Source organism: Mycobacterium noviomagense, from assembly GCF_010731635.1.
GTDB lineage: Bacteria > Actinomycetota > Actinomycetes > Mycobacteriales > Mycobacteriaceae > Mycobacterium > Mycobacterium noviomagense.
Window position 1 is genome coordinate 478,342 of sequence record NZ_AP022583.1, and the last position, 25,470, is coordinate 503,811.

25 protein-coding genes, 1 tRNA gene and 3 pseudogenes are annotated in these 25,470 nt (G+C 64.5%); 13 read left to right on the plus strand and 16 right to left on the minus strand.

Going from position 1 to position 25,470, the window contains the following annotated elements:
* Positions 1-43 precede the first annotated feature (43 nt).
* Genes thrC through argS form a run of 4 tightly spaced genes read right to left on the minus strand, consistent with a single transcriptional unit; the run spans position 44 to position 5,522 of the window.
* Entirely contained in the window at positions 44-1,129 is a 1,086-nt protein-coding gene (gene thrC / locus G6N15_RS01960; RefSeq protein ID WP_083085096.1) for a threonine synthase, read from the minus strand.
* On the minus strand, positions 1,126-2,451 hold the full coding sequence (locus G6N15_RS01965; protein WP_083085094.1) for a homoserine dehydrogenase: 1,326 nt from the start codon (positions 2,449-2,451) through the stop codon (positions 1,126-1,128). The genes thrC and G6N15_RS01965 overlap by 4 nt, the downstream gene beginning before the upstream one ends.
* 3 nt (positions 2,452-2,454) lie before the next feature.
* Positions 2,455-3,834, minus strand: coding sequence for a diaminopimelate decarboxylase (lysA, locus tag G6N15_RS01970; RefSeq protein ID WP_232070397.1), 1,380 nt, complete (start codon positions 3,832-3,834; stop codon positions 2,455-2,457).
* Between the two features lie 35 nt (positions 3,835-3,869).
* Positions 3,870-5,522 carry an arginine--tRNA ligase gene (argS, locus tag G6N15_RS01975; protein ID WP_083085089.1) on the minus strand — a complete coding sequence of 551 codons (1,653 nt, stop codon included), beginning with the start codon at positions 5,520-5,522 and terminating at the stop codon, positions 3,870-3,872.
* Between the two features lie 112 nt (positions 5,523-5,634).
* Between argS and G6N15_RS01980 the strand changes: the two genes are divergently transcribed.
* Positions 5,635-5,710, plus strand: a tRNA-Arg gene (locus tag G6N15_RS01980).
* An 80-nt stretch (positions 5,711-5,790) separates the two neighbouring features.
* Here G6N15_RS01980 and G6N15_RS23715 read toward each other — a convergent pair.
* From G6N15_RS23715 to G6N15_RS01995, 3 genes and pseudogenes are all read right to left on the minus strand, one after another.
* Positions 5,791-6,162: pseudogene (locus G6N15_RS23715) on the minus strand (hypothetical protein); the annotation flags it as partial.
* Positions 6,163-6,334: 172 nt separating this feature from the next.
* Positions 6,335-6,544, minus strand: coding sequence for a hypothetical protein (locus tag G6N15_RS01990; RefSeq protein ID WP_083085086.1), 210 nt, complete (start codon positions 6,542-6,544; stop codon positions 6,335-6,337).
* A gap of 95 nt (positions 6,545-6,639) precedes the next feature.
* Positions 6,640-7,749: a sulfite oxidase gene (locus G6N15_RS01995; protein ID WP_083085084.1), complete on the minus strand. Its 1,110-nt coding sequence runs from the start codon at positions 7,747-7,749 to the stop codon at positions 6,640-6,642.
* A gap of 137 nt (positions 7,750-7,886) precedes the next feature.
* On the opposite strand from G6N15_RS01995, the gene G6N15_RS02000 reads away from it, so the two are divergent.
* Positions 7,887-8,540, plus strand: coding sequence for an AAA family ATPase (locus G6N15_RS02000; protein WP_083085081.1), 654 nt, complete (start codon positions 7,887-7,889; stop codon positions 8,538-8,540).
* Between the two features lie 16 nt (positions 8,541-8,556).
* A pseudogene (locus G6N15_RS23720) lies at positions 8,557-8,634 on the plus strand (DUF1508 domain-containing protein); the annotation flags it as partial.
* A 54-nt stretch (positions 8,635-8,688) separates the two neighbouring features.
* On the opposite strand, the gene G6N15_RS02010 reads toward G6N15_RS23720, so the two are convergent.
* Positions 8,689-9,717 carry an HNH endonuclease family protein gene (locus G6N15_RS02010; protein ID WP_083085078.1) on the minus strand — a complete coding sequence of 343 codons (1,029 nt, stop codon included), beginning with the start codon at positions 9,715-9,717 and terminating at the stop codon, positions 8,689-8,691.
* 32 nt (positions 9,718-9,749) lie between these two features.
* Complete coding sequence (locus tag G6N15_RS02015; RefSeq protein ID WP_083085076.1) at positions 9,750-9,977, minus strand: hypothetical protein; 228 nt, start codon at positions 9,975-9,977, stop codon at positions 9,750-9,752.
* Between the two features lie 54 nt (positions 9,978-10,031).
* Here G6N15_RS02015 and G6N15_RS02020 point away from each other — a divergent pair, with 54 nt between their 5' ends.
* A complete protein-coding gene (locus tag G6N15_RS02020; RefSeq protein WP_083085074.1) occupies positions 10,032-10,577 on the plus strand; it encodes a hypothetical protein in 546 nt (181 codons plus the stop codon).
* A gap of 490 nt (positions 10,578-11,067) precedes the next feature.
* Here the strand turns inward: G6N15_RS02020 and G6N15_RS02025 are convergent.
* Positions 11,068-11,309: pseudogene (locus tag G6N15_RS02025) on the minus strand (LLM class flavin-dependent oxidoreductase); the annotation flags it as partial.
* A gap of 62 nt (positions 11,310-11,371) precedes the next feature.
* Here G6N15_RS02025 and G6N15_RS02030 point away from each other — a divergent pair.
* On the plus strand, positions 11,372-11,785 hold the full coding sequence (locus tag G6N15_RS02030) for a VOC family protein (RefSeq protein ID WP_139797689.1): 414 nt from the start codon (positions 11,372-11,374) through the stop codon (positions 11,783-11,785).
* A gap of 111 nt (positions 11,786-11,896) precedes the next feature.
* A complete protein-coding gene (locus G6N15_RS02035; RefSeq protein WP_083085072.1) occupies positions 11,897-12,286 on the plus strand; it encodes a VOC family protein in 390 nt (129 codons plus the stop codon).
* On the opposite strand, the gene G6N15_RS02040 is transcribed toward G6N15_RS02035, so the two are convergent.
* Genes G6N15_RS02040 through cysD form a run of 4 tightly spaced genes read right to left on the minus strand, consistent with a single transcriptional unit; the run spans position 12,287 to position 16,309 of the window.
* Entirely contained in the window at positions 12,287-12,769 is a 483-nt protein-coding gene (locus G6N15_RS02040; protein ID WP_083085070.1) for an Rrf2 family transcriptional regulator, read from the minus strand.
* A 29-nt stretch (positions 12,770-12,798) separates the two neighbouring features.
* Complete coding sequence (locus tag G6N15_RS02045; RefSeq protein WP_083085068.1) at positions 12,799-13,527, minus strand: 3'(2'),5'-bisphosphate nucleotidase CysQ; 729 nt, start codon at positions 13,525-13,527, stop codon at positions 12,799-12,801.
* Positions 13,524-15,380, minus strand: coding sequence for an adenylyl-sulfate kinase (gene cysC / locus G6N15_RS02050; RefSeq protein WP_083085065.1), 1,857 nt, complete (start codon positions 15,378-15,380; stop codon positions 13,524-13,526). The genes G6N15_RS02045 and cysC overlap by 4 nt, the downstream gene beginning before the upstream one ends.
* Positions 15,380-16,309: a sulfate adenylyltransferase subunit CysD gene (gene cysD / locus G6N15_RS02055; protein ID WP_083085062.1), complete on the minus strand. Its 930-nt coding sequence runs from the start codon at positions 16,307-16,309 to the stop codon at positions 15,380-15,382. The genes cysC and cysD overlap by 1 nt, the downstream gene beginning before the upstream one ends.
* A gap of 141 nt (positions 16,310-16,450) precedes the next feature.
* Between cysD and G6N15_RS02060 the strand changes: the two genes are divergently transcribed.
* Positions 16,451-16,876, plus strand: a complete 426-nt coding sequence (locus G6N15_RS02060; RefSeq protein ID WP_083085060.1) for a PaaI family thioesterase — start codon at positions 16,451-16,453, stop codon at positions 16,874-16,876.
* A 71-nt stretch (positions 16,877-16,947) separates the two neighbouring features.
* On the opposite strand, the gene G6N15_RS02065 is transcribed toward G6N15_RS02060, so the two are convergent.
* Positions 16,948-17,439, minus strand: coding sequence for a beta-class carbonic anhydrase (locus G6N15_RS02065; protein ID WP_083085057.1), 492 nt, complete (start codon positions 17,437-17,439; stop codon positions 16,948-16,950).
* Between the two features lie 211 nt (positions 17,440-17,650).
* On the opposite strand from G6N15_RS02065, the gene G6N15_RS02070 reads away from it, so the two are divergent.
* From G6N15_RS02070 to G6N15_RS02085, 4 genes are read left to right on the plus strand one after another with little or no spacing between them, the layout of a single operon-like run.
* Complete coding sequence (locus G6N15_RS02070; protein WP_083085202.1) at positions 17,651-18,628, plus strand: ABC transporter permease; 978 nt, start codon at positions 17,651-17,653, stop codon at positions 18,626-18,628.
* Positions 18,625-19,560 (plus strand): ABC transporter permease, encoded by a 936-nt coding sequence (locus tag G6N15_RS02075; protein ID WP_083085055.1) that lies wholly within the window; start codon positions 18,625-18,627, stop codon positions 19,558-19,560. The genes G6N15_RS02070 and G6N15_RS02075 overlap by 4 nt, the downstream gene beginning before the upstream one ends.
* Positions 19,557-21,404, plus strand: coding sequence for a dipeptide ABC transporter ATP-binding protein (locus G6N15_RS02080; RefSeq protein WP_083085052.1), 1,848 nt, complete (start codon positions 19,557-19,559; stop codon positions 21,402-21,404). The genes G6N15_RS02075 and G6N15_RS02080 overlap by 4 nt, the downstream gene beginning before the upstream one ends.
* Before the next feature lie 25 nt (positions 21,405-21,429).
* Positions 21,430-23,088, plus strand: coding sequence for an ABC transporter family substrate-binding protein (locus G6N15_RS02085; protein ID WP_083085050.1), 1,659 nt, complete (start codon positions 21,430-21,432; stop codon positions 23,086-23,088).
* A 441-nt stretch (positions 23,089-23,529) separates the two neighbouring features.
* On the opposite strand, the gene G6N15_RS02090 is transcribed toward G6N15_RS02085, so the two are convergent.
* Positions 23,530-24,135 carry a TetR/AcrR family transcriptional regulator gene (locus tag G6N15_RS02090; RefSeq protein WP_083085047.1) on the minus strand — a complete coding sequence of 202 codons (606 nt, stop codon included), beginning with the start codon at positions 24,133-24,135 and terminating at the stop codon, positions 23,530-23,532.
* 141 nt (positions 24,136-24,276) lie between these two features.
* Between G6N15_RS02090 and G6N15_RS02095 the strand changes: the two genes are divergently transcribed.
* Together G6N15_RS02095 and G6N15_RS02100 are read left to right on the plus strand one after the other, a co-directional pair.
* On the plus strand, positions 24,277-24,846 hold the full coding sequence (locus tag G6N15_RS02095; RefSeq protein WP_083085045.1) for a carboxymuconolactone decarboxylase family protein: 570 nt from the start codon (positions 24,277-24,279) through the stop codon (positions 24,844-24,846).
* Positions 24,843-25,433: a carboxymuconolactone decarboxylase family protein gene (locus G6N15_RS02100; RefSeq protein WP_083085042.1), complete on the plus strand. Its 591-nt coding sequence runs from the start codon at positions 24,843-24,845 to the stop codon at positions 25,431-25,433. Before G6N15_RS02095 ends, G6N15_RS02100 begins: the two co-directional genes overlap by 4 nt.
* Positions 25,434-25,470: the final 37 nt, after the last annotated feature.

Sequence of the window (25,470 nt, forward strand, 5' to 3'; positions counted from 1 at the left end):
AAGTGGCAACGCGCTGCGCCCGGCTCCGCCATGCTCGCGATCGTCACGAGCCCAGTCCCAGCTTTTCGACGACGACAACGGGGTCGACGGGCACCGGAGAGACGTTGGGCACGTCTTTCAGCGCGGTGTCGGGGTCCTTGAGGCCGTTGCCGGTCACGGTGCACACCACGGTCGATCCGGCCGCCACCCAGCCGTCCTGGATAGCCTTAAGCAGGCCGGCGATGCTGGCCGCGGACGCGGGCTCGACAAAGACGCCTTCGCTGGCGGCCACCAGGTGATACGCCGCGAGGATTTCCTCGTCGGTGGCGGCCAGGAAGCGTCCGTTGGACTGTTGCTGCGCCTCGACGGCTGATGACCACGACGCCGGTGAGCCAATCCGTATCGCGGTGGCGATCGTCTCGGGGTTACGCACCGGTGCGCCGGTTACCAGCGGTGCCGCGCCCGCCGCTTGGGTACCCAGCATGCGCGGGAGTCTGTCGATGACGCCGTCGGCGTGGTATTCCGTGTAACCCTTCCAATAGGCGGTGATGTTGCCGGCGTTTCCCACTGGCAGGGCATGCACATCCGGTGCGGCGCCGAGGGCATCGACGATTTCGAACGCCGCGGTTTTCTGGCCGTGGATACGCAGCGGGTTGACGGAGTTCACCAACGAGATCGTCGGAAAGTCGGTTGCCATCTTGCGTGCCAGTTCCAGGCAGTCGTCGAAGTTCCCGTCGATCTGAATGATTTTGGCGCCGTGTATAACAGCCTGGGCCAGCTTGCCCATCGCGATCTTGCCCTGCGGCACCAGCACAGCGCAGGTAATGCGGGCACGAGCGGCGTACGCCGCTGCTGAGGCCGAGGTGTTGCCCGTCGACGCGCACAGCACCGCCTGCTGGCCACGAGCCACTGCGTCGGTGACGGCCATGGTCATGCCGCGGTCTTTGAAGGAGCCGGTGGGATTGAGCCCTTCGACCTTGAGATGCACCGTGCAACCGGTCTGCTCCGAGAGTTTGTCGGCGTAGATGAGCGGGGTGCCGCCCTCGAGCAGCGTCACCGGAGTCCAATCATCGCCGACCGGCAGCCGGTCGCGGTAGGCGGCGATAACACCCGGCCATGGTTGGCGGGTCGCCGCCCGCGTTGCGGTCATTCGCTGTTTCCTTCCAGTCGCAGCACGCTCGCCACACGGTGAACCGCATCCAGGCCTTCAAGCGCGGCAACTGTTTCCGAGAGCGCGGCGTCGGTGGCCCGGTGGGTGATCACGACAATGCGAGCTGCCACCCGTTGGCCCCCCTCGTCGGCCACGCCTTCCTGGCGCATCTCAGCGATGCTCACATCGCGCTTCGCGAACTCCGCTGCGAGCAAGGACAAGACCCCCGGCTCGTCGGCGACATACATGTTGACGTAGTAGCGGGTCGAGACCATCCCAATCGGCAGAACCGGCAGCTTCGCGTACCGGGACTCCCGCGGCCCGCGGCTACGCATCACCCGGTTGCGGGCGGCCATCACCAAATCACCGGTCACCGCTGACGCCGTCGGCGCCCCGCCGGCACCCTGGCCGTAGAACATCAGCCGCCCCGCCGCCTTCGCCTCCACCACCACGGCGTTGAAGGCGCCGTTCACTGCCGCAAGTGGATGCTTCAACGGCACCAGCGCCGGATAGACACGGGCCGAAACCCGTTGCTGTCCCTCGTCGTCGGTGACGCGCTCGCAGATCGACAGCAGTTTGATCGTGCAGCCGAGAGCCTTTGCCGACGCGAAGTCCGCCGGGGTGATCTTCGTGATGCCTTCCCGGTAGACGTCGTCGGCGGTCACCCGGGTGTGAAAGGCAATTGACGCCAGGATCGCCGCCTTGGCTGCGGCGTCGTAGCCCTCGACGTCGGCGGTAGGATCGGCCTCGGCGTAGCCAAGCGCGCTCGCATCGGCCAGTGCTGTCTCGTAATCGACGCCGGTGCTGGCCATTTGGGAAAGGATGTAGTTCGTTGTGCCGTTGACGATGCCGGCCACCCGTAGCACCGTGTCGCCGGCCAGCGACTGGGTCAGTGGACGGATAACGGGAATAGCACCGGCGACCGCGGCTTCGAAATACAGGTCGACATGGGCGCTTTCGGCGGCTTGTGCCAATTCTCCGGTGGAGACCGACAGCAAGGCTTTGTTCGCGGTGACGACGGACTTGCCGTTCTCCAGTGCCGACAGGATCGCCTTGCGGGCCGGTTCTACCGGGCCCATGACTTCGATGACGATGTCGACGTCGTCGCGGGACACCAGTTCTTCGATGTTATCGGTGAGCAATTCGACGGGCACACCGCGGTCGGCGACGACCCGCCGGACACCGACGCCGCGCAGCGCTAACGGCGCGCCGATTCGGGCCGCGAGGTCTTCGGCGCTGTCTTCGATGATGCGGACAACTTCGCTGCCGACGTTGCCCAAGCCGAGCACGGCTACGCCGACGGATTTTTCCTCACCGAACACCGCTCACCTCACTTCCAAGCTCAGTAGATCGTCTATTGTCTCCCGCCGCAGGATCAGCCGGCTTTTTCCGTCGCGGACCGCCACCACCGCCGGCCGACCCACCATGTTGTAGCGACTCGACAGCGCATAGCAGTAGGCGCCGGTGGCAGCCAATCCCACCAGGTCGCCCGGCTGTAGGTCTGCCGGTACCCAGGCGTCCCGGACGACGACGTCCCCGCTCTCGCAATGCTTTCCCACGACCCGGGCGGCTACCGCCGGGGCGTCGCTGCGTCTGGAGACCAGCCGAACGTCATACTGCGCACCGTAGAGCGCGGTGCGGATATTGTCGCTCATGCCGCCGTCGACGCTGACGTAGCGGCGCTGCGCCGTGGCGCTCACGTCGACGTCCTTAACGGTGCCCACTTCATAGAGCGTGATGGTTCCGGGCCCGGCGATCGCCCGGCCCGGCTCCACCACCAGTCTCGGCGGAGGAAGACCGACTGCCGCCGACTCGTTGCGCACAATGGTGTCGAGCTTGGTCGCGAAATCCCGCATCGGTAGCGGATCATCTTCTGCCAGATACGAGATGCCCATACCGCCGCCGAGGTCGACGGTGACGATGTCCGCCGTTTTGTCAGCACCGAACTCGGTGACGACCTCGTGCAGCAGGCCGATGACGCGCTGCGCCGCGAGCTCGAACCCGGCGACGTCCAAGATTTGCGAGCCGATGTGGCTGTGTAGGCCGACCAGCCGGAGGTTTTGGGTAGCCAACACCCGTCCGATCGCGGACATGGCGGCGCCGCTGGACACCGACAATCCGAATTTCTGGTCTTCGTGTGCGGTCGAGATGAATTCGTGGGTGTGCGCTTCGACGCCGACGGTGAGCCGGACCAGGACAGCTTGGACGACGCCGGCCTCGGCGGCGATCGCGTCGAGCCGTTCGATCTCTGTCATCGAGTCCAGCACGACATGACCGACTCCGGCTTTGACAACCGCGGTCAACTCGGCGACCGATTTGTTGTTGCCGTGAAAGGTGATCCGCTCAGCGGGAAATTGCGCGTGCAACGCGACGGCGAACTCGCCGCCGGTGCACACGTCGAGAGAGAGCCCTTCCTCGTTGATCCACCGCGCGATCTCGCTGCAGAGAAACGCTTTGGCCGCATAGTGCACGTTGTGACCGCCGCCGAAGGCCGCCACGATGTCGCGGCAGCGCGAGCGGAAGTCGTCTTCGTCGATGACGAACAGCGGCGTGCCGTACTCGTGAGCGAGCTCGCTCACGGAAACGCCGGCGATCGCCACCACGCCATCGTTTCCGCGAACAGCATTGCGGGGCCAGACATTCGGCGCCAAGCGCAAAAGCTTTTCGGGGGTCTGCGGCCGCGGCGGACTACCGCTGAGGTAGATGTCTTCCGCGTACCCGTGGCCAGACGGATGGGCGTTCACATCCGCTCCGGCGCGGTTACTCCGAGGATGCCCAACCCGTTGGCGATCACCTGGCGGGTGGCCTGGCACAGTGCGAGTCGCGCCGTGTGCAGCTGGTTGGGTTGCTCGTCGCCTTGCGGCAACACCCGGCACGAGTCGTAGAACCGGTGATAGTCACCGGCGAGATCTTCCAGGTACCGGCAGACTCGGTGTGGTTCACGAAGGGAGGCAGCCGCTTTCAGCACCCGAGGAAACTCACCCAGGTTGCGGATCAGCGTGCCTTCCTTGTCGTGTATGAGTACGTCAAGGTGCCCTGTGTCGGGAATCAGTCCCAGCTCAGCTGCGTTGCGCGCCAGCGCCGAGAGCCGAGCATGCGCGTATTGCACGTAATAGACGGGATTCTCGTTTGAGGCGGACGACCACAGCGCCAGGTCGATGTCGATCGGGGTGTCGACCGACGAGCGGATCAAGCTGTAGCGTGCGGCGTCGACGCCGATGGCTTCGACCAGGTCGTCGAGCGTCAGCACGTTGCCGGCGCGCTTGCTCATCCGGACCGGCTGGCCGTCGCGGACCAGGTTGACCATTTGGCCGATAAGCACCTCGACGGTGGCCGGGTCGTCGCCGAATGCGGCGGCCGCGGCTTTGAGTCGCGCGATGTAGCCATGATGGTCGGCGCCAAGCATGTAAATGCACAAGTCGAAGCCGCGCTGCCGCTTGTCCAAGTAATACGCGAGGTCACCGGCGATGTAGGCCGGCTGGCCGTCGCTTTTGATGACGACGCGGTCCTTGTCGTCACCGAAAGCGCTGGAGCGCAACCACGTTGCGCCATCCTTTTCGTAGACGTTGCCGTTTTGGCGCAGCTGTTCGATCGCCTGGTTCACCCGGCCGCTGGTGTGCATCGACTCTTCGTGGGTGTAGACGTCGAAGTCGGTGCGAAAGTCGTGCAGCGACTGCTTGATGTGGGTGAACATCAACTCGACTCCGATGCGTCGGAACGTTTCCCGCATTTCGGCGTCGGGCAGGTTGAGAGCGTCGGGCGCCTGCCCAAGAACCTGTGCGGCGATATCGGCGATGTAGGCGCCCGCGTAGCCGTCGGGCGGTGTGGGTTCGCCCTTGGCGGCGGCGATCAGCGAGCTGGTGAACCGGTCGATCTGGGCGCCGTGGTCGTTGAAGTAGTACTCGCGCACCACTTTTGCGCCCTGCGATGACAGCAGCCGGCCGAGTGCGTCGCCCACCGCGGCCCACCGGGTGCCGCCGATGTGGATCGGCCCGGTTGGATTGGCCGAGACGAATTCGAGGTTGATCTTGTGCCCCGCCAGGGCATCGGAGTGCCCGTAGTGCTCGCCGGCGTCGATGACGTTGTTGATGATGACGCCCTGCGCCGACGCGTCCAGGCGCATGTTGATGAAGCCGGGTCCGGCGACCTCGGCCGAGGCGATCCCGTCGGCCCGGGCCAGCGCCTCGGTGAGCCACCCGGCCAGCTCACGTGGATTGACACCGACTTTTTTGCCCAGTTGCAGCGCCAAGTTGCTGGCGTAATCGCCGTGCTCGGGGTTGCGGGGCCGCTCGACGGTGACCGTTGCTGGCAATGCAGACGCGTCGAGGCCACGCTCGGTCAGCACCGCGGCGGCGGTGGTGCTGAGCAGCTCGGCCAGGTCGGCGGGGGTCACGAAGGTCCATCCTATGGTCTTCGGTGGTCACGACCCGAATCCGCCCGGCGCCCGGCCGCTGCCGGGATGCGCTACTCTGGCGGAGCCCGATGGCGCAGCATTCCGAGTATGCGCCCCCGTAGCTCAGGGGATAGAGCGTCTGCCTCCGGAGCAGAAGGCCGCAGGTTCGAATCCTGCCGGGGGCACCAGCTGAAACGCCCCGTTACCTGCTCCGATGCTTGCCATGCGCTCATCGGTCGCGATGCCAGGCGAACGCGGCTCCAATCCGTCAGTGCCCAGGTGCTTGGCCGGCACCGGACTGACCGACAGCGCCGTTCAGGCCGCCGATCAGAGTCTGGAGCTGCTTTTGTGCATCCGACGGCGAGGGACTGGCGGGAGCAGGCGTGTCAGTCTTCTGCCACGGTTGGCAGCCGTCCGTCTTGAATGCCTTGTCGCTCGGGTCGATCTGCACCACCTGCGGCTTCTTGGTCATGGCGTTGTCAACGATGTCCTTGCCGTTCGCCCCACCCAGTCGTTTCCAGTAGCACGCGCCTTTGCCGACAGGTCCCGCAGTGCTGTACGTCCCCGGTGCGATCTCGGTTCCCACCGCAAACGTGCCGTCGTGGTCAATGGCCGTCTTGGGCCCAGGTGCAGGCGGCGGTGCAGGGTTATCGGCCTTGGGGGTAGGCGCAGGCGGCGGTGCAGGGTTGTCCGTCTTCGGGCCTGGCCCAGGCGGCGATCCAGCGTTATGGGTCGCCGGGGCGGGCCCGGGCGGCGGCCCAGCGTTGTGGGTCGTGGGAGCCGGCCCGGGCGGCGGCCCCGGGTTATGCGGATCAGCGCCGGCGATCCCGGCGGATGCCCCACACGCCGCCAGCACAAGCGTCGCAGCGAAAATCGCTGTCTTCTTCGACCCCATCGGACAGCACTTTCAGCCGGATACAGGTCGCGGTCTGTTTAAACGCCTCGTCCCACAGCGCTCGCAGCTGAACGTTTCCATCGGTTCCGCCTGGATAAGCCCGGGCCGCAGCGGTCACAACGGCCATCACAAGAACGGTGCCAGACGTCACCGCCAACCGCGCGGAGGAGAAATTTCTCGGCGTGTCGAGCTAGCAGTCGCCTCGCGAAACGCTGGTCGTCACTACTTGAGCGCTGCTGTACCGGGGTGCGTCACCGCGACGTGCACTCTGGCCCATGAGTTGTTGGCGTATCCCCTTGGATTCCAGAGGACTTCGGCCGATTCGGGTTGGGTAGCTCCGGTGGTGTCCCAGGCGCGCGCCGTCACGGTGAGCGGTCCCGGTTCAGGCTCGACCGTGAGCGACCAGTGCCGCCAGGCCCACGGACTTCGCGCAGCCGCCAGTTCGGCCTGGCGCCAGCTGTTGCCCTGATCGAGCGATACCTCCACGCGGGCAACGCCAGCCCCCTCGCCGGCCAACGCATAGCCGCGGATCTCCAGCGGACCCGCAGCGACTTCAGTTCCATCGGCCGGAACCAGGATGTCGCAATTCAACGCCACCGAGGACAGCGAGCGGCCTGCCAACGGCCCGGCGGTGTGCAGGTCGCTGTCTGCGGGCAGAACTCGGTAGGCGACGGACTGAAAGTAGTTCTGCGACGGCCCTTTTTGCACAGTGACGGCGTTGACCCACTTGACGCTGCGAGCCCCGATGTATCCGGGCACCACTACCCGCACAGGGCCGCCGTGGATCCGCGGCAACGCTTGGCCGTTCATCTCCCACGCAAGCAGGACTTCCCCCGACATAGCTTTCGCCAGCGGGATGGAGCCACCAAATTGCTGGGCCGGCACGGCCAGCGGCGACACATCCGGACCAGTAAACGCGACGTGCACGTCGTCATCACGGCCCGCTCCTGCCACAGCCAGCACGTCGGCTAACCGCACCCCAGACCACTCGGCGGTCGAGATCGCGCCGGAGCCCCACAGGTCTTCGTCGACTATCGCCCGAATCTCGTTGAAGCCGGACCGCCGATTGCCCGCACATTGCAGTGTCGCGATCACGGTGTGGATATCAAACCTGCTTTGCAGCGCCGGCAGGCTCAAGCTGAGCGGCGAAGTGACCAGTCCGTCGACCTCAAGTCGCCATGCGTGGACCGGTATCTCGGGGACCGGGCCGTGATTGCGGCAATAAAAGATATCCACTGGCGTGACCTCGTTGCGGGCTAACGCCGAGCCGCGCGGTTCGGCGTTGAATGGCGATCGCGTGTGAACAATCATGGCCGGGCTTTTTCCCCACATCAGTCCGGCTTCCTCGCTCTAGTGCACGGCGGCAGTGGCCCCGGCGCGGCTTTGGTTCGCGCCAATTTGCACTATCTCAGGTTTGCTCGTGGTCCGTATAGGACGATGGGGCTCATGCTGGACGGAGTGGTCCGGCGATGACCGGCGCGCCGGCACCTTGGATCACGATTACCGGGCTCGACGGCTCCGGCAAGACGACGTTGTTGCAAGCGTTGTCCGAGGAGCTCGGCGGCTTTCATTTCCGCTTGCCCTACCACCAGTTCGTGCGGGACTCGCTGAGCCTGTCCGGCGGCGGGTCGGCCTTCGGTGACGTGCATACGGATCGCTTGCTGTTTGCCGTGGACGCGCGGTTGACCAATTCGCTCGTTCGGCAATGGCGGCAAGTCCATCCGGTCCTGCTGTCGCAACGGGGTTGGATGGACAACTTTATCTTTGGCGCCGTGCAAGGTGTCGACTACAACGACACCAATGCGCTGCTGCGGCCATACGAGCTTGAATGCCCCTCGGCGGTCATCTATCTGATCGCCGAGCCGCACGTGGCCTTCAGCCGAATCGCGGGCGACGAGCATGCCGACAAATTCGAGACCCTCGACTTCATCCGGGATCAATACCGAGAGACCTTGAGGTTTTATCAATGCGTCAATTCCGGCCTGCCGATACTGGCACCCTTCGCGGGCATTCCCGCCATCCTGATTGACACGACGACAAGGTCAACCGCCACTGTGCTCAAGCAGGCGCGGGCCTTCCTAAACCGCGCGCTGTCATCGACCATCTGCAGCAGGACGCTGTGAGCTCCGCTATAAGTCGAAGGCCAGCGCGAAGAACGGCATCAAGTCCGTACAGACCAATGCGCCCGGCGCGACCGTGGTGGACCTGACGGTGTAAACCCCGTTCAGCGGAGGGGTCAGCTCACTCCGTCGTCCAGCACAGCATCCGCGCCTAGTTGCGGTAGCCGAGGCTTCCTGACGGCGATGGGAAAAGCGTTCCCTCCGACGGCAGAACTCCCGACGATGGCAGAACTCCCGACGATGGCAGAACTCCCGACGATGGCAGAACTCCCGACGACGGCAGAACTCCTGACGAAGGGAGAGTTTGTGACGAGCACTTCGTCAGAACGCGCGATGCAGCGTCATGCTCGCTCTGCGTCATCCAGAGTCCGTACTTCGCTTTGACGTCGACCACCCTCGTTACGTAATCGCATCGGAAATCTTTATTGCTAGGCAACCACGTCGACACATCGCTGGACTTTTTCTTCCTGTTGGCCTTGCCGCTGACGGCGAGAAGGTTTAGAGGGTCATTGGCGAACCGAACTCGCTTTGGTGGGTCCCACTGCTGAGCGCCTGTTTCCCAGGCATCCAGCAGCGGCACCACGTGGTCGACCTGTACTAGGACGTCAGTCCCTTCTTCCCGATTGAATGGGACGTCTTTTCCGGTATACGGGTCATGCAACACACCCGACAGAACCTTGCAATTGTTCACGGTGACGACGTCCGACAGATCGCGCCGCAGAATGTCGTTGCGGGTGTCGCAGCCGTTGTGCCCACCTTCGACGTCAACGTCGTCCGTCCACGGCGGCCCGAACTGGTACCGAGAGTAGCCAGTCGTCGGGTCCAGCCCCCTGACGGGGATTGTTTGAAGCAGTGCGAGTGCGGCTTTTTGCGCCGTCGGATTTTCGCTCCTGCCGACCTTCTCCTTGTTGTAGATGTGAACCACGAACGCTATGAGCAGAATGACGGCAATTACAGCGAACACGCTCAGCACAATTGTGTTGTTCTTCTGGCGGGGATTGAGTGCCGACTTCTGCGCTGGTTCTTCCGGCGCGAACGCTGAGGTTTGTCTTTCCAGTGGTAATTTCGACGGCCCTGGTTTGGCCGATGCGGCTAGATCTTCCGAATTTCCCGAGTCGTCCCGTGAGCTGTTTTGTAAGCCTTCCCGAAGGCCGTCGCTAAATGCCTTCCAAACGCCCATAGCCGCGGAGTGTAGCCACCTGGTCGGACAGGTCACCCCATAATCGCGCCGTCAGGTTCGGTCAACTCGCGGCGCTCGTCCAGCAGCGCGTCCACCAGCCGCATGGATGGCTGCACCCCGTACTCCTCGCGGCATGCCCGATGAATGGCAGCGAGCAGCCGAAATTCGGCGCCGATGGTGTCGCGGTCGCGCATGGTGGCGAAGCGTAGCGGTCGGGTGGCGGCGCGCAAGTCACCGAGTTCGTCGGTGCTGTCAGCCACAATTGGAGGGGCCGCTGCACCGTGGCTGAACCACGACGGACGATGGGAGACAGGATGATTGGGTACATCGCGTCCGAAAACCCTGACCTGGCACCGGGCGACAACATCTTCCCGCAATCGGACAGCTACGACCCGCTCTGCATTGCTGATTCGCACGAGTTAGCCGTGGCATGTTGGCGGTATACGCTGACAGAACACACGTACTACCGCGTCGAGGCTCGCCACGTGTATGAGGGTGAGCCGGTACCGTTTGGCGACGTCCCCGGCCTGTTCCACTGCCACGCGGCAACAATCCTCGGGAAGGTGCATGATGGGACGGGCGGCATGACCGGAGGTGTGGTCGGCGGTCCACGATGGTCCAACGAGGAATTGTGGCCCCGCATAAAGATGACGCGGTGGCCTGACGGCAGCGCACTTTATGACGACCAGGGCTATGTCATCAACTGGCCAAACGCCACCCGACCTGATGAGCAGATGACGGTGGCCGTCATGCGGGAACGCCGGTACCTACTACCCACCTACATAACGGTTCAGCTTGAGAGCGTGCGCCCCGGCAGGTTCGGAACCGGCTGGCCGCCGTGGGGGCCGCCCCACTCGTAGCCGCCCAAACTAAGGACAGTTAGCGGCGGGTTTTTGCCAGTCACCTTAAGTAGTGCGCTGCGTGTACCGTGCCCCGAATGCATTAACTGAAAGGCGGGACCGCAATGGCCCTTAAGGAAGCGGATAAAGCACAGCTCCTCGAGAACGGCTTCGTGCACGCCGGAAACTCGTACGCTAGGTGCCTTGCCTGCGGACACAACATCTACCTGGGTGACCCGGAAAAGGTTGACCCCTCCCTGGAGCATCGGTCCCACTGCCCGTGGCGATGAAGGGACACCGGCAAGCGGGCAAAATTGCGCGCCTCGGTCGGCGTCAGGATCAACCCCTCCGCCAATTTCCCAGGAGGACCTTAGAACCTGCGGGCGTTGACCGTAAGAGGCGTAACGTTTTCCATTGGTTCAACTCCTCTTGAGTTGGGCCAAAACCCCCGGCGGTGCCTGCCGTCGTCGGGGCTTTAACGGCAAGCGGGTGTCACCACAAACGCGTCGCCCGCCTTGGCGAGCATGACCGGGTCGTGCAACTGGGCACGATCACCGTCGTCACCAGCCGTACCCGATCGGTCCAGGCCGCCAGGGCCCCCAGCAGTGTCAGCGTCTCGGGATTGTCGAAGGCGATGCGCTCGCCCCAGCACAGCGAGGAAAACGGGCCCTCGTCGATCGCGTGCGCCCAGTCCCGAAGCACGGCGGCATCCAAGTCCGGCTCCATCACCGGCATGGTCATTGCGATGTGCACGACGGGATTGTGGCATGGGCAAGTCTGCGGCTCTGCGGTCGCCGACGTGGCAGCATGTTCACGTGGCCATCACCACCACTTCCATCGCGCATGTCCGGCTGACCGTCACTGATATCGAGCGCTCGCGACAGTTCTACGAAAGCGTTTTTGGTTGGCCGATTTTGCTGGAAGTGCCCGACAACGCCGACGCGGCCACCCGCAGGCGGCTGAGCTTCCTGTTCGGCGGTGTAATCTACGACTTGGGCGGCGCGCTGATCGGGCTGCGGCCGGTCGCCACCGACACCTTCGACGAAGACCGCGTCGGGCTGGACCACATCGCGTTCCGCACGGGCAGTAAAGCCGAATTGGACGAAGCCGCTAAGCATCTCGAACAGCTCGGCATCCACCACGAGCCGGTCAAGGACATCGGGCCGTCCTACATCCTCGAGTTCCGGGACCCCGACAACATCGCGTTAGAGCTCACCGCGCCCAAGTAATGCGCGGAACCTGCGCGCGAACGTGCGCAGTTGTACGCGCTACGCGGCGTGTCGCTGCACAGACGCGCACACTCGCGCGAAGGGAAAGGGAGTGGTTGACTGGCAAGGGCCATGGCTATCAGCTTCAACCACACCATCGTCGCGGCCCGCGACAAGAAGAAATCCGCACAGTTTCTCACCGAGCTGTTCGGGCTACCGGACCCAGTCCCGGTGGGCCGGTTCATGGCCGTCACCCTCGAGCACGGCGCCACCCTCGACTACGCCGACGTGCCCGACGGCGCGGAGATCCGCCCTCAGCACTACGCATTCCTTGTTTCCGACGACGACTTCGACGCCATCTACGGCAAGATCTCCTCGCGCGGCATGGAGCACTGGGCCGACCCACGCGGTGAACGGGTCGGGGAAATCAACCACAACCACGGCGGGCGCGGCGTGTACTTCCGCGATCCGTCCGGCCATCACCTGGAGATCCTCACCCGGCCCTACGGCTCGGGCGGCTGATCAGCCGGCGCTGCGCGGACCGTGCCGCTTGCTCTCCTGAGCGCGGTAGTCGTCGGCGAGCTGTTTGACGTGCTTGGGCAGCGCGCCTGCGGCCACGTCGGCCAAAGTCGTTTCCTCCAGCACTGCCCGCATGCTCGCGCGCAGCGCACGCCACACGTCGGTCAGCGCGGCCGTCGGCCCGGAGTACGGCAGGTCCCCCAACCCGATGTCGCGCACGCTGGCCAACGGGCCATCGATACAGCGCAGCACATCGGCGATGCTGATCTCGGTCCCGGGCCGGGCCAGTTCATAGCCGCCGTCGCGGCCCCGGTGGCTTCGGACCAGGCGATCGGTGCGCAGGTCGGACAGGATGTCGACAAGAAACTGTGGCGGGATGCTCTGGGCGTGGGCCAGGTCGTCGGTCTTGACCAGCTTGCCGCTGTCGACGGCGGCGAGCTGGATCATCGCCCGAACGGCGTATTCCGCCTTGGCCGACATGCGCACCCTGTGATTCTGCCACCGGCACGGTGGCGCTAGCCGGTGACGGCCAACACCGCGTCGGCGTGCTCGGGGCGGCACACCAGAAGGTCCGGAAGCAGTGGATCGGCCTGGTTGTAGACCAGCGGCGAGCCGTCGATGCGTGAGGTGTGCAGGCCGGCGGCGCGGGCCACGGCGACAGGTGCGGCCGAGTCCCATTCGTATTGCCCGCCGGCGTGGACGTAGACGTCGGCCAGTCCCAGGATGATCGCGGCGACTTTCGCGCCCGCCGAGCCCAGCTCCACGAGGGTGCCATTGAGTTGTTCTTGCACCTGCAGCGCGATTGCCGGCGGGCGGGTGCGTGACACCACGATGCGCGGCCGGCCACTGTGTGCCGGCGGCGCCGTGACCGTCGGTGTGGCGAGCGTCGTGCCCTGCGCCGGCAGCGCAACCGCGCCGGCGATCAGTTGCCCGGATTCCCAGAGCGCCACATGCACTGCCCAGTCCACACGGCCCAGCTCCGAAAACTCCCGTGTGCCGTCCAACGGGTCGACGATCCATACCCGCTCAGCTCGTAATCGCACCGCGTCGTCGTCGCCTTCTTCGGACAGCACCGCATCCCCCGGCCGCTCGCGTGCCAGTGCCTCCATCAAGAAGTCGTGGGACCGCTTGTCCCCCGTTGCTTTTCGTTCGGCTGGAGCTGCGTCGGCCAGCTCCTGGCGCACCGTCAACAGCAGCTCTCCCGCCTGGGTGGCCAACCGGGCGGCCAGCTGGTGATCGCTCACCGCCGCGACTCGATCAGGTCGACGACTTGCTGGGCTAGTTCGTCGAGGCTGCGGTCCGGGGTGAGCCGCAGGTCTGGATTCTTGGGCCGCTGGTAGGGGCTGTCGATGCCGGTGAAATGCGTGATCTCGCCCGCGCGGGCTTTGGCGTAGAGGCCTTTGGGATCGCGCCTTTCGCAGTCCTCCAGCGGGGTGTCGCAGAAGACCTCGAAAAAGCCGATGCCGGCCTCAGCATGCACCCGGCGAGCCAGCTCGCGGTGCTCTTCTAACGGGCTGATCGCCGGCACCAAAACGGTTTGGCCGCAGTCGGCCAGCAGCACCGCCACATGGGCGAGCCGGCGCAGGTTTTCCGCGCGGTCGGCCATGGAAAATCCGAGGTCGGCGTTCAGGCCGTGGCGCAGGGTGTCGCCGTCGAGAACGTAAGCGGCAACGCCCTGTTCAAGAAGCTTTCGCTCCACCAGCATGGCCACCGAGGACTTGCCCGCACCGGACAGGCCCGTGAACCACACCGTGCGCCCCCGTCCAGTGAGCCGGTCGTCGGCGGTCACCAATGACTTGTGCCGCAGGGTGTTCGGGCTTGGCGTGCGGGCCGACACGTCGCGCAACACCATGCCGGCGGCCACGGTGCCGTTGGTGACGGGGTCGATAAGGATAAACGACCCTGTGCTGGTGTTGCGGGTGTACTCGTCGAGCAGCAGCGGCACCGGGGTACGCAGCGTGATGCGACCAAGTTCGTTGAGCGTCAACGCCTTTGCGGTCTTGTCGCGGTGCAGGGTGTTGACGTCGAGCCGGTAGGCCAGCTCGATCACCTTCGCGCGTGTGGTGCGGGTGGTGTGCTTGATGAGGTACTCGCGGCCGGGCTCCAGCGCAGAGTCGTCGGCCATCCAGCACACGGTCGCGTCGAACTCTCGCACGGCCCGAGGCTGGTTGGTGGGCCGAGCGATCATGTCGCCACGAGAGATGTCCAGATCGTCGGCAAGCCTTAACGAGATCGCCATCGGCGGAAACGCCTCGGCCACCGGGCCATTGGGCCCGTCGATCGCGCTGATCCGGGTGGTCTTGCCGCTCGGCAGTACCACGACTTCGTCGCCCGGTCGCATCACTCCGCTGGCCATGCTGCCCGCGTAGCTGCGGTGGTCTTGGTGTTCGCGAGTCTGCGGCCGGATGACGTACTGGACCGGGAACCGGACGTCGACCAGGTTACGGTCACCGGCGATATACACCTCTTCCAGATACGGCAGCAGCGCCGGACCGTCGTACCACGGCGTGTGCCCCGACTTGGTGACCACGTTGTCGCCGTGCAGGGCCGACATCGGAATGGTGACCACGTCGTGCACGTCAAGCCGGGCGGCAAAAGCGTGGAACTCGTCGCGGATCGTCTCGAATTTCTCTTGGCTCCAGTCGATCAGGTCCATCTTGTTGACGGCCAGCACAATGTGGCGGATGCCCAGCAGCGACGCCAGGAACGTGTGGCGGCGCGACTGCTCGCGCAACCCGTGGCGGGCGTCGACCAGCACCACCGCCAACTGGGCGGTGGAGGCTCCGGTGACCATGTTGCGGGTGTACTGGATGTGGCCCGGGGTGTCGGCGATGATGAATTTCCGCTTAGGCGTAGAGAAGTAGCGGTAGGCCACATCGATGGTGATGCCTTGTTCGCGTTCTGCCCGCAGTCCGTCGGTCACCAAGGCCAGGTCGGTGTAGTCGTGGCCGCGTTCCTTGGACGTGCGCTGCACCGAGGCCCACTGGTCTTCCATCATGGCCTTGGAGTCATAGAGCAGTCGCCCGATCAGGGTGGACTTGCCGTCGTCGACGGAACCCGCGGTGGCGATGCGAAGCAGCGTCGTAGGAGAAGCCATCAGAAGTACCCCTGCCGTTTGCGGTCTTCCATGCCGGCTTCGGAGATCCGGTCGTCGGCGCGCGTCGCTCCCCGTTCCGTCAACCGCGCCACCGCGGTCTCGGCGATGACCTCCGCCACCGTGGCCGCTGTCGATTCCACACAACCGGTACACGTGACGTCTCCGACGGTGCGGAAGCGCACGGAGGCCTCGAACACCTTCTCTCCTGTGCGCGGCTGCATGTACCGGTGCACCGCCAGCAGCATGCCGTCGCGTTCGAACACCCGTCGGCGGTGCGCGAAATAGATCGACGGCAACGTGATCTTCTCGGCGCCGATGTAGGACCAGACGTCGAACTCGGTCCAGTTCGACAGCGGGAAGACCCGGATGTGCTCGCCCTTGTGGTGCCGCCCGTTGTAGAGGTTCCACACCTCTGGCCGTTGTGCCTTGGGGTCCCACTGCCCGAATTCGTCGCGGAAACTGAACACCCGTTCCTTGGCGCGGGCCCGTTCCTCGTCGCGGCGGGCGCCGCCAAACGCGGCGTCGAACTGGTTCTCGCGGATGGCGCGCAGCAGCGTCACGGTCTGCAGCGGGTTTCGTGACGGGATGGTCTCCACGACCCGCCCGGCGTCGATGTCGTCTTGCACCTTGGCCACGATCAGCCGCACCCCGGTCTGCTTGACCAGCTCGTCGCGGGTGGCGATGACCTCGTCGAAGTTGTGGCCAGTGTCGACGTGCATCACCGGGAACGGCAGACGGCCCGGGTGAAACGCCTTGAGCGCCAAATGCAGCATCACGATCGAGTCTTTGCCGCCGGAGAACAGCAGCACCGGCCTCTCGAACTCCGCGGCCACCTCCCGAATGATGTGGATGGCCTCGGCCTCCAGCGAGCGCAGATGGCTTAACTCGTACTGCCCGACTGCCGGCGCGGTGGTTACTTGACTGGTCATCGACCCTTACCTGGTAATGTTGGTAGGACTGGCCATATTTGTGAGTATTACCGTGTATGTAACCAGGCGTCGGCGGCGCTGTCAACGGCCGCGCCGGCACCGGTTCACAGCGGTGTCGGTGCGTTGCGAAAACATGGACGCATGTCGACGCCCGATAAACCGCCCAATGGCCGCGATGTCATCGCTCAATTCCTGCCCACGTCTCCCTTCGTCGCCAAGCTCGGCATCGTCGCCGACGCGCTCGCCGACGATCAGGTGCGGCTGCGGCTGCCCTGGGATCCGTCCAACGTCACCATCGGCGACATGGTGCACGGCGGGGCCATCGCGACGCTGGCCGATCTCACGGTCATGGCGGCGGCTTGGTGCGGCGCCGAGGCACCGCCCGAGCTGCGCGGCGTGACGGTGTCGATGGCGCTCGACTTCATGGCACCGGCCCGTGCGACCGACGTGATCGGGGTAGGCCGGGCGTTGCGGCGCGGGCGGTCACTGGTCAACTGCGAGGCCGAGATCGTCGACCCGCAGGACCGGCTCATCGCGAAGGCGCTGGCCACCTACAAGATCGGCTGACCGCGGCCTGCCCACCAGACGCAAAAGCACCCTTTCCGGGCCGGAAAAGGGTGCTTTTGCGTCTGCTCGCGCTAGAGGGTGACCTCGTTGAGCTTGCCGGTGGCCACGTCGAAGACGAAGCCGCGCGCCGACTCGTGTTTGGTGACGAACGGGCTGGCCTCGATGCGGCGCAACGACTGCCGGACGTCTTCTTCCAGGTCGGGGAAAGCCTCAGCGGCCCATGGCGGTTTGAGACCGGTCTCGTCCTGGATGGCGCGCTTGAAGTCGTCATCGGTGAAGGTGAGCATCCCGCAGTCGGTGTGGTGAATCAGGATGATCTCCCGAGTTCCCAGCAACCGCTGACTGATGGCAAGTGAGCGGATCGCGTCGTCGGTGACCACGCCGCCGGCGTTGCGGATGACATGTGCCTCGCCCTCCTTGAGCCCGAGAATGCGGTACACGTCGAGCCGGGCATCCATGCACGCCACCACCGCAACATGTTTGCTCGGCGGCAGCGGCAACGGCCCCTCGAAGCTATTCGCATAGTCCGCATTGTTGGCCAAGTATTCGTCGGTAACCGTCACGCCAATCTCCTCAGATATTGCATGATGTCGTTTGCTGCACCGACAATTCGGGTGGCTGATTTTAACAATCAGCCACCGGTATTTCACCGGTCCGGATCAATCCGATCGGAATGGCGCGAGCCACGCACCCCAGCGCGCGGTGCTGATTTGCGAGCGCTCTGGCCTGCGCTCGCTACCCTGTGCCCATGCGACACTGGCGAAGCAGGCAGACATGATCCGCTTCTTGGCGCGTCGGTTGCTGAACTACGTCGTCCTGCTGGCACTTGCGTCGTTCTTGACGTTCTGCCTGACATCCCTGGCGTTTCATCCGCTGGACAGTTTCATCCAGCGCCACCCGCAGCCTCCGGCGGAGGCCATCCACGCCAAAGCCGTTCAGCTCGGTTTGGACAAACCGATACCGATCCGGTACGGCAAATGGATTGCCGGCGTGGTCCACGGTGATTTCGGCACGACGGTGGCGGGCCATCCCGTTTCCGAAGAGCTGTGGCGCCGAGTGGGGATCAGCCTGCGGCTCCTGGTGATCGGTTCGGTGGTGGGCATGGCGGTCGGCGTCATCGTGGGCGCGTGGGGCGCGATCCGTCAGTACCACATGAGCGACCGGGTGATCACCGTGCTGTCGTTGATCACCCTGAGCATCCCGTCATTCGTACTCGCGGGCTTGCTGATCCTGGCCGGGCTGCGGGTGAACATGCTTACCGGGCTGCAGATGTTCCTGTACACCGGTGAGACGTCACCGATTCCGCACGGCGGATGGTGGGACCAGCTGGTCGACCGCGCGCAGCACATCGTCTTGCCAAGTCTCACACTGGCCTTGGGGGCGGTCGCTGTGTTCAGCCGCTATCAGCGCAACGCGATGCTGGACGTGCTCAGCGAGGATTTCATCCGCACCGCTCGCGCCAAGGGCCTGACCCGCCGCCGCGCGCTGTTCAAACACGGCCTGCGCACCGCTCTGATTCCGCTGGCCACTTTGTTCGCCTACGGAGTCAGCGGTCTGGTCGTCGGGGCGGTGTTCGTCGAAAAGATCTTCGGCTGGCACGGCATGGGCGAGTGGGCGATACAAGGCATCTCGACGCAGGACACCAACATCGTGCTCGCGATCGCGCTGTTTTCTGGGGCGGCCGTGCTGCTGGCCGGGCTGTTGTCCGACGTCTTCTATGCGGTGCTGGATCCCAGGGTGCGGGTGTCATGACACAAGAGGTCACCGCGGAAACCACCCCCGTCCGCTCCGGCATCCACCCGGCCGCCTTCACGTCACGGCGAACCTTGTTGGCGCGGCGGTTTTTCCGAAACAAGCCAGCCGTGGTGGCGCTGTTCCTGCTGGCGCTGTTGTTCATCGGGTGCTATGCGCTGCCGCCGATACTGCCCTACGGTTACAACGATCTGGACTACAACTCCCTGCTGCAACCACCGTCGCTTCGACACTGGTTCGGCACCAATGCTCTTGGCCAGGATCTGCTGGCCCGGACGCTGCGCGGCATGCAGAAGTCGATGCTCATCGGTTTTTGTGTGGCGCTGATCTCGACCAGTATCGCCGCGACCGTGGGATCGGTGGCCGGGTATTTCGGCGGCTGGCGTGACCGGGCGCTGATGTGGCTGGTGGACCTTCTGCTGGTGGTGCCGAGCTTCATCCTGATCGCCATCGTCACGCCGCGTATCAAGCAGTCGAGCAACATACTGTGGCTGATCGTCCTGCTGGCGGTGTTCAACTGGATGGTCAGCTCCCGGATGGTGCGCGGCATGACGATGAGTCTGCGAGAACGCGAGTTCATTCGCGCGGCGAAGTACATGGGGGTGGCCAGCCGGCGCATTATCGTCCATCACATAGTGCCGAACGTTGCCTCAATCCTCATCATCGACGCGACACTCAACGTCGCCTTCGCCATCCTCGCCGAAACCAGTTTGAGTTTCCTGGGATTCGGTGTCCAGCCGCCCGACGTGTCACTGGGCAACCTGATCGCCGAGGGCACTTCTTCGACCACCACGTTCCCGTGGGTCTTTTTGTTTCCGGCGGGCGCGTTGGTGCTGATCGTCTTCTGCGCCAACCTCACCGGCGACGCCTTGCGGGACGCGTTTGATCCGCGCAGCCGGTCGACGCCCCGCCGGAAGCGGCGCCCCAAGTGAGCGCCTTGCTGGAAGTGACGGACCTCAACGTCACCTTCGTAACCGAGGATCTGCTGGTCCCCGCGGTGCGGGGTACGAGTTACCGCATCGATCCGGGTGAGGTGGTGGCCATAGTCGGCGAATCCGGTTGTGGCAAAACGACTGCCGCGATGGCCGTAGTCGGGCTGCTGCCCGAATATGCTCAGGTGTCCGGATCGGTGCGGTTGCACGATCAGGAGCTGCTCGGCCTATCCGACAACGAGATGTCACAGATCCGCGGCAAGACGATCGGCACTGTGTTCCAAGACCCGATGTCGGCGCTGACGCCCGTCTACACCGTCGGCGACCAGATCGCCGAAGCCATCGCGGTCCACAACCGTCAAATCGGCAGGGCGAATGCCCGAAAGCGTGCAGTCGAGCTGCTCGAACTGGTCGGCATTGCCCAACCGGAACGCCGCGCCAGAGCCTTCCCGCACGAGCTGTCGGGCGGCGAGCGCCAGCGCGTGGTGATCGCGATCGCCATCGCCAACGACCCCGACCTGCTGATCTGCGACGAACCCACCACCGCGCTGGATGTCACCGTGCAGGCACAGATCCTCGACGTATTGCGGACCGCGCGCGACGTCACCGGCGCCGGTGTGCTGATCATTACCCATGACCTCGGCGTGGTGTCGGAGTTTGCCGACCGGGCACTGGTCATGTATGCCGGTCGCCCGGTCGAAACGGCCACGGTCGATGAGCTTTACCGCGACCGCCGGATGCCCTACACGGTCGGATTACTGGGTTCGGTGCCACGGCTGGACGCCCCGCGGGGCACCCGGCTGATCCCGATCCCGGGGGCGCCGCCGACCGTGACGTCGCGGTCGCCCGGCGTGTGCACGTTCGCCCCCCGCTGCCCACTGTCGGTGGACGAATGTCTTTCCGCCGAACCCGATCTCGTCACCATCCGCGACGGCCACCAGGCTGCGTGCATCCGCACCGATCACGTCGCGGGGCGCAGTGCGGCCGAGATCTTCGGAGTGTCGACGCAGCCGCAGGCGGACAACACCACGGCAGAACCTCCGGTCGTGCTGAAGGTCACCGACCTTGCCAAGACGTACCGGCTCACCAAGGGTGTAGTTTTTCGTCGGCAGGTGGGCGAGGTTCGTGCCGTCGACGGGGTCAGCTTCACCTTGGAGCAAGGCCGCACCCTGGGCATCGTCGGTGAATCCGGCTCGGGCAAATCGACGACACTGACCCAGGTTCTCGAGCTCACCAAACCAGAGGCGGGCTCCATCGAAATCCTGGGCGCCGACGTCGCAGCCATTGATGCGGCCGCACGTCGCACCCTACGGACCGAACTGCAAGTGGTGTTCCAAGACCCGGTGGCGTCGCTCGATCCACGGCTGCCGGTGTTCGACGTCATTGCCGAGCCGTTGGTCGCCGACGGATTCGACAAGCGTCGGTGTGACGAACGGGTGGCCGAGCTCTTGGGGATCGTCGGACTCGATCATGCTGACGCCAGCCGCTATCCCGCCGAGTTCTCCGGCGGGCAAAAGCAGCGAATCGGTATTGCGCGGGCGCTGGCGCTGCAGCCGAAGGTCCTTGCGCTCGACGAGCCCGTGTCGGCTCTCGACGTCTCAATTCAGGCGGGCATCATCAACTTGCTGCTGGACTTGCAGCAGCAATTCGGGTTGTCCTATCTGTTTGTGTCGCACGACCTTTCGGTGGTCAAACACCTGGCCCACCGGGTCGCGGTGATGTACCGGGGAAAGATCGTCGAGCAAGGCGACGGCGACCAGGTGTTCACCAACCCGCAGCACGAGTACACGCGCCGACTGCTGGCCGCGGTGCCGCGCGCACATTCCGATGTCACCAGCGGTTAGCATCGCGCGGGTGAGAAACCCGCCGATGATTGTCAAGCTTGCGGCGCTGGCCCTGGTTGTGAGTGTGGTCGTCGGCGGCTGCGCGGACGGATACCGGGACCTTCAGCAGGGCCATGCCGCACGGGTCGGCACGACCAGCGACATGAATCCCCGCGACCCCGCGACCCTGCGCGACGGCGGTAACCTGCGACTTGCGCTGAGCGAATTCCCCTCCAACTTCAACGAATTGAACATCGACGGCAACACCGCCGACGTCGGTTCGATCGTCACGCCCACGCTTCCCGGTGCGTTTATCACCCAGCCCGACGGCACGCCGAAACTCAACACCGACTACTTCGTCGATGTCGAGCTGAGCAGCACCAACCCCCAGGTGGTCACATACACGATCAATCCCAAAGCGGTATGGACCGACGGCACCCCGATCACCTGGCAAGATCTCAAATCCGAGGTCGACGCGTGCAGCGGCCGGGACAAGCGGTACTTGATCGCCAGCAGGGCGGGGTTCGAACGGGTGAAGTCGGTGACCCGAGGCGTCGACGACCGCCAGGCGGTCATCAGCTTCGCCGAACCGTACGCGGAATGGCGCGGAATGTTCGCCGGAGGTATGCAACCACGCAGCATGACGGCGAATCCCGACGTCTTCAACAAGGGTCAACTCAACGCCCCGGGTCCCTCAGCCGGGCCGTTCATCGTTTCCACGATCGACAAAGCAGCGCAGCGGATAGTGCTGCGCCGCAATCCTCACTGGTGGGGTGCCAAGCCGCGGCTGGACTCGATCACGTTTCTCGTGCTGGACGCCACCGCGGTCATTCCCGCCCTGCAGAACAACGCCATCGATGCCGCCGAGGTCGGCACCCTCGACGAAATGGTCACCGCCGAGCGCACTCCCGAAATCGTCATCCGGCGTGCGCCGGCGCCCACGTGGTATCACTTCACCTTCAACGGCGCGCCTGGGTCCATCCTCGCCGACGAGAAGCTGCGGGTAGCGATCTGCAGGGGAATCGACCGCCAAGCCATAGTCAACATCGTCCAGCACGGCCTGACCGACCATCCGGTGCCGCTGAACAATCATATTTACGTCGCCGGCCAGGTGGGCTACCAAAACAACAGCGCGCCAGGGGCTTTCAACCCGGATCAGGCACGTCGAGATTTGGATTCACTGGGCTGGCAACTCAAGGGGGCCGTCCGCGAAAAGGACGGCAAGCAGCTAGTCATCCGTGACGTGTTCTTCGATGCGCCCACGGCCCGTCAGATCGCCCTGGTCGCTCAGCAGAGCCTTTCCCAGGTCGGTGTCAAGCTGGTGCTCGAACCCAAACCGGGCACCGGGTTCTTCAGCCAATATGTCGGGGTCGGCGACTTCGACATGGTCCAATTCGGCTGGGTGGGCAACGCTTTCCCGCTGTCTGCGCTGCCACAGATATACACCTCGGACGGTGACACCAACTTCGGCAAGATCGGCACCCACGCGATCGACGCCAAGATCGAGCAAACACTGTCCGAACTCGACCAGGACAAGGCCCGCGCGCTCGCCAACGAGGTCGACACCATGATCTGGCAGGAGGGATTCAGCCTGCCGCTGTTTCAGTCACCCGGTGATAGAGCGGTGCGCAGCGATCTGGCCAACTACGGCGCACCAGGGCTGGCCGACGTGGTCTACACCGCAATCGGATTCACGAGGGACTAATAAACCACACCGCGGGTTTCGTCCACACTTTTTTGAGGGGGCACCGGCCCGGTTGGTCATGGAGGCGCCGTAGTAGCTGGCTTCGGCTTCCGTGGGTGCGCGGCGGCCAAGGCGGCGCAGCGGGGACGCGTTAGTAGGGTCTGCTTAGCCCATCGCAGCGGAACTGGTGCTCCGGTTAGCCCGCCGTCAACCGGAAAGATCACCGAACCACCCTGACGGGACGTCGGGAGTCTGCTCCGATCGGCAGCGGTCGCTGCGTGTTGATGTGCCGTTTGAGGTTCGGCTACCGGCACGGTTGCCAACGCGAGGGCAACCGGCTTGAGGTTCGCCGAAGCCGGTTCGAAATAGCCCTACTGCCACCACTTGAGTGCTCGGTCTTGACGGTGTCAATAGCGGCAATCCACTTCCGGTCAGTGCAGCAGCGGGTGCCGCGGCACTTCGTCACGAGCGCCGATCATGACTTTGATGTCCACTATTGGCATGGGACGAATGGCGGGCGAAAACGCTTTCGACGGTGCGCGGTAGGTGCTTGACGGCTGGCGGTCCACGCAGGGCCAACTGCATCAAGTAGCCAGGCAGAACGCACAAGAGCAAGTCGGTCGCCACCGCCTCGTCGTGGCCGGGGCGTTTCGACGAGCGCAACAGCCGAGTTGCGGCGCCGATCGAATCGCGTAGTCGCTGAGCCAGCGTGGGGTTGCGCATCGCTTCTGACCAGACGAGTAGCGCGATCGCCGCGAATCCGTCCTCGGAATGACGGGCCGTGACGAATTCGAGTACGGCAGCGATGGTCGCTTCGGCGGTCAACCCTTCCTCGACGGACTTCTCGATCACGCCGACAACCTCGTCGAGGTTCTCTGCGGCGATCGCCTCGATGACGGCCTCCTTACTCGAAAAGTAGCGATAAACCGCGCCCGAGGAGACGCCGGCCTCATCGACAAGGTCCTGCATCGAGGTGCCGTGAAAGCCGTCTCGGACGAAGCATCTGCGTGCCGCGGCGAGGATGTGCGCTCGCCGCTCGGCACGGTACTCCGGTGACACTTTCGGCATGCCCCCACCATATCGCAAAGAGCATGAACGTTCGCGTTTGACAGCCGGTCGGCTAGATGTCATCATAAAAACATGAACGCTCGTTCGCTTTAAGGACCACCTAAGCGACGGGCAAGGTCGACGCCGAGAAGGAGATGATCGATGAGTGACAACGCCGACTTCGGCACCTTCGGCCGGTTCGTCGAGACACCGGTGGACGCGATGCCGACTGGCATGAAAGAGGCCTACGACTTCACCCGCGAACTGCGAGGCCTGGTGCCGGGCCCGCACAAGATTTGGCTGGCCAATCCCGAATTGTCCAAAACAATCGTGCCGACCGGCGCGTACTACCAGCGCGAGTCGACGCTTACCAAAGCAGAAATCGAGATCGCGACCAACCTGGTCTGCGCGCGGTGGCGCAGTGCGTATGCGAGCTATGAACACGAGATCATCGGTGAGCGAGACGGCCATCTCGAGGCGCGTTCCGTCGAAGCCTTGATCGCCGGGTTGCCCACATCCTTCGACGACCCGCGCCAGCAGGTGGTCTACGAGCTCGCCTCGGCGCTCGTGGGCCAGCGAGTGGTCCCGACGGGCCTGTACCGCCGCGCCAAGGAGTTACTGGGCGACGCCGGCATAGTCGACGTCGCCGTGCTGCTGGGCTGGTTCACCATGGTCAGCATGACCCTGGCGGCATTCGACGTGCCCGCCAACGCAACAGGTTTGGACCAGTGAGCGCGAAGACTGACGGGTTGGGCGGGCGACTGGCACTGGCCGACCGCGACGAGTTGAGCGTGGCGCAACGCAAACTCTTCGACCACATTTCGGTCACCGCTCTGCAATGGGCCCACCGCAGCGGCTTCGCTGCTACCGACCCAGACGGCCGGCTTATCGGTCCCTTCAACCCCAGCTTGCTCAACCCAAAACTTGCCGCAGCATTCCTGAACTTGCAGACGGCCGAACAGCAGCACACCTCTCTCGACGAACAGGTCCGCCAGGTGGTCATTCTCACCGTCGGCGCGGTATGGCATGCGACCTACGAGCTTTACGCCCACAGTTCGGTCGCCCGCCACGCCGGTCTCTCGGAAGCCGTGATCACCGAACTGGCCGGTGGTAACGAGCCAGCCCAGCTCACCGACGCGCAGACTGCGGCTCACCGCCTGGCACGCCAACTGTCGACCAGCCACGGCGTCGACGACTCAACCTACCACGACGCCGAGCAGATCTTTGGTGCCGCTGGTGTTTTCGACATCGCTGTGCTGACCGGCATCTACCACACCGTCTGCGCCACCCTGACCGCCTTCGCCATTCCCGCACCCTGACGACGTCGCACCGAGCCCATGTCGAGAGGAGTGAAGA

Excerpts from the sequence above, each read along its gene's own strand:
- thrC (WP_083085096.1), bottom strand. The coding sequence starts at position 1,129 with ATGACCGCAACGCGGGCGGCGACCCGCCAACCATGGCCGGGTGTTATC.
- G6N15_RS01990 (WP_083085086.1), bottom strand. The coding sequence starts at position 6,544 with ATGGCCGTTGTGACCGCTGCGGCCCGGGCTTATCCAGGCGGAACCGAT.
- G6N15_RS01995 (WP_083085084.1), bottom strand. The coding sequence starts at position 7,749 with ATGTGGGGAAAAAGCCCGGCCATGATTGTTCACACGCGATCGCCATTC.
- G6N15_RS02000 (WP_083085081.1), top strand. The coding sequence starts at position 7,887 with ATGACCGGCGCGCCGGCACCTTGGATCACGATTACCGGGCTCGACGGC.
- G6N15_RS02010 (WP_083085078.1), bottom strand. The coding sequence starts at position 9,717 with ATGGGCGTTTGGAAGGCATTTAGCGACGGCCTTCGGGAAGGCTTACAA.
- G6N15_RS02020 (WP_083085074.1), top strand. The coding sequence starts at position 10,032 with ATGATTGGGTACATCGCGTCCGAAAACCCTGACCTGGCACCGGGCGAC.
- G6N15_RS02035 (WP_083085072.1), top strand. The coding sequence starts at position 11,897 with ATGGCTATCAGCTTCAACCACACCATCGTCGCGGCCCGCGACAAGAAG.
- cysC (WP_083085065.1), bottom strand. The coding sequence starts at position 15,380 with ATGGCTTCTCCTACGACGCTGCTTCGCATCGCCACCGCGGGTTCCGTC.
- cysD (WP_083085062.1), bottom strand. The coding sequence starts at position 16,309 with ATGACCAGTCAAGTAACCACCGCGCCGGCAGTCGGGCAGTACGAGTTA.
- G6N15_RS02060 (WP_083085060.1), top strand. The coding sequence starts at position 16,451 with ATGTCGACGCCCGATAAACCGCCCAATGGCCGCGATGTCATCGCTCAA.
- G6N15_RS02070 (WP_083085202.1), top strand. The coding sequence starts at position 17,651 with ATGATCCGCTTCTTGGCGCGTCGGTTGCTGAACTACGTCGTCCTGCTG.
- G6N15_RS02075 (WP_083085055.1), top strand. The coding sequence starts at position 18,625 with ATGACACAAGAGGTCACCGCGGAAACCACCCCCGTCCGCTCCGGCATC.
- G6N15_RS02085 (WP_083085050.1), top strand. The coding sequence starts at position 21,430 with ATGATTGTCAAGCTTGCGGCGCTGGCCCTGGTTGTGAGTGTGGTCGTC.
- G6N15_RS02090 (WP_083085047.1), bottom strand. The coding sequence starts at position 24,135 with ATGCCGAAAGTGTCACCGGAGTACCGTGCCGAGCGGCGAGCGCACATC.
- G6N15_RS02095 (WP_083085045.1), top strand. The coding sequence starts at position 24,277 with ATGAGTGACAACGCCGACTTCGGCACCTTCGGCCGGTTCGTCGAGACA.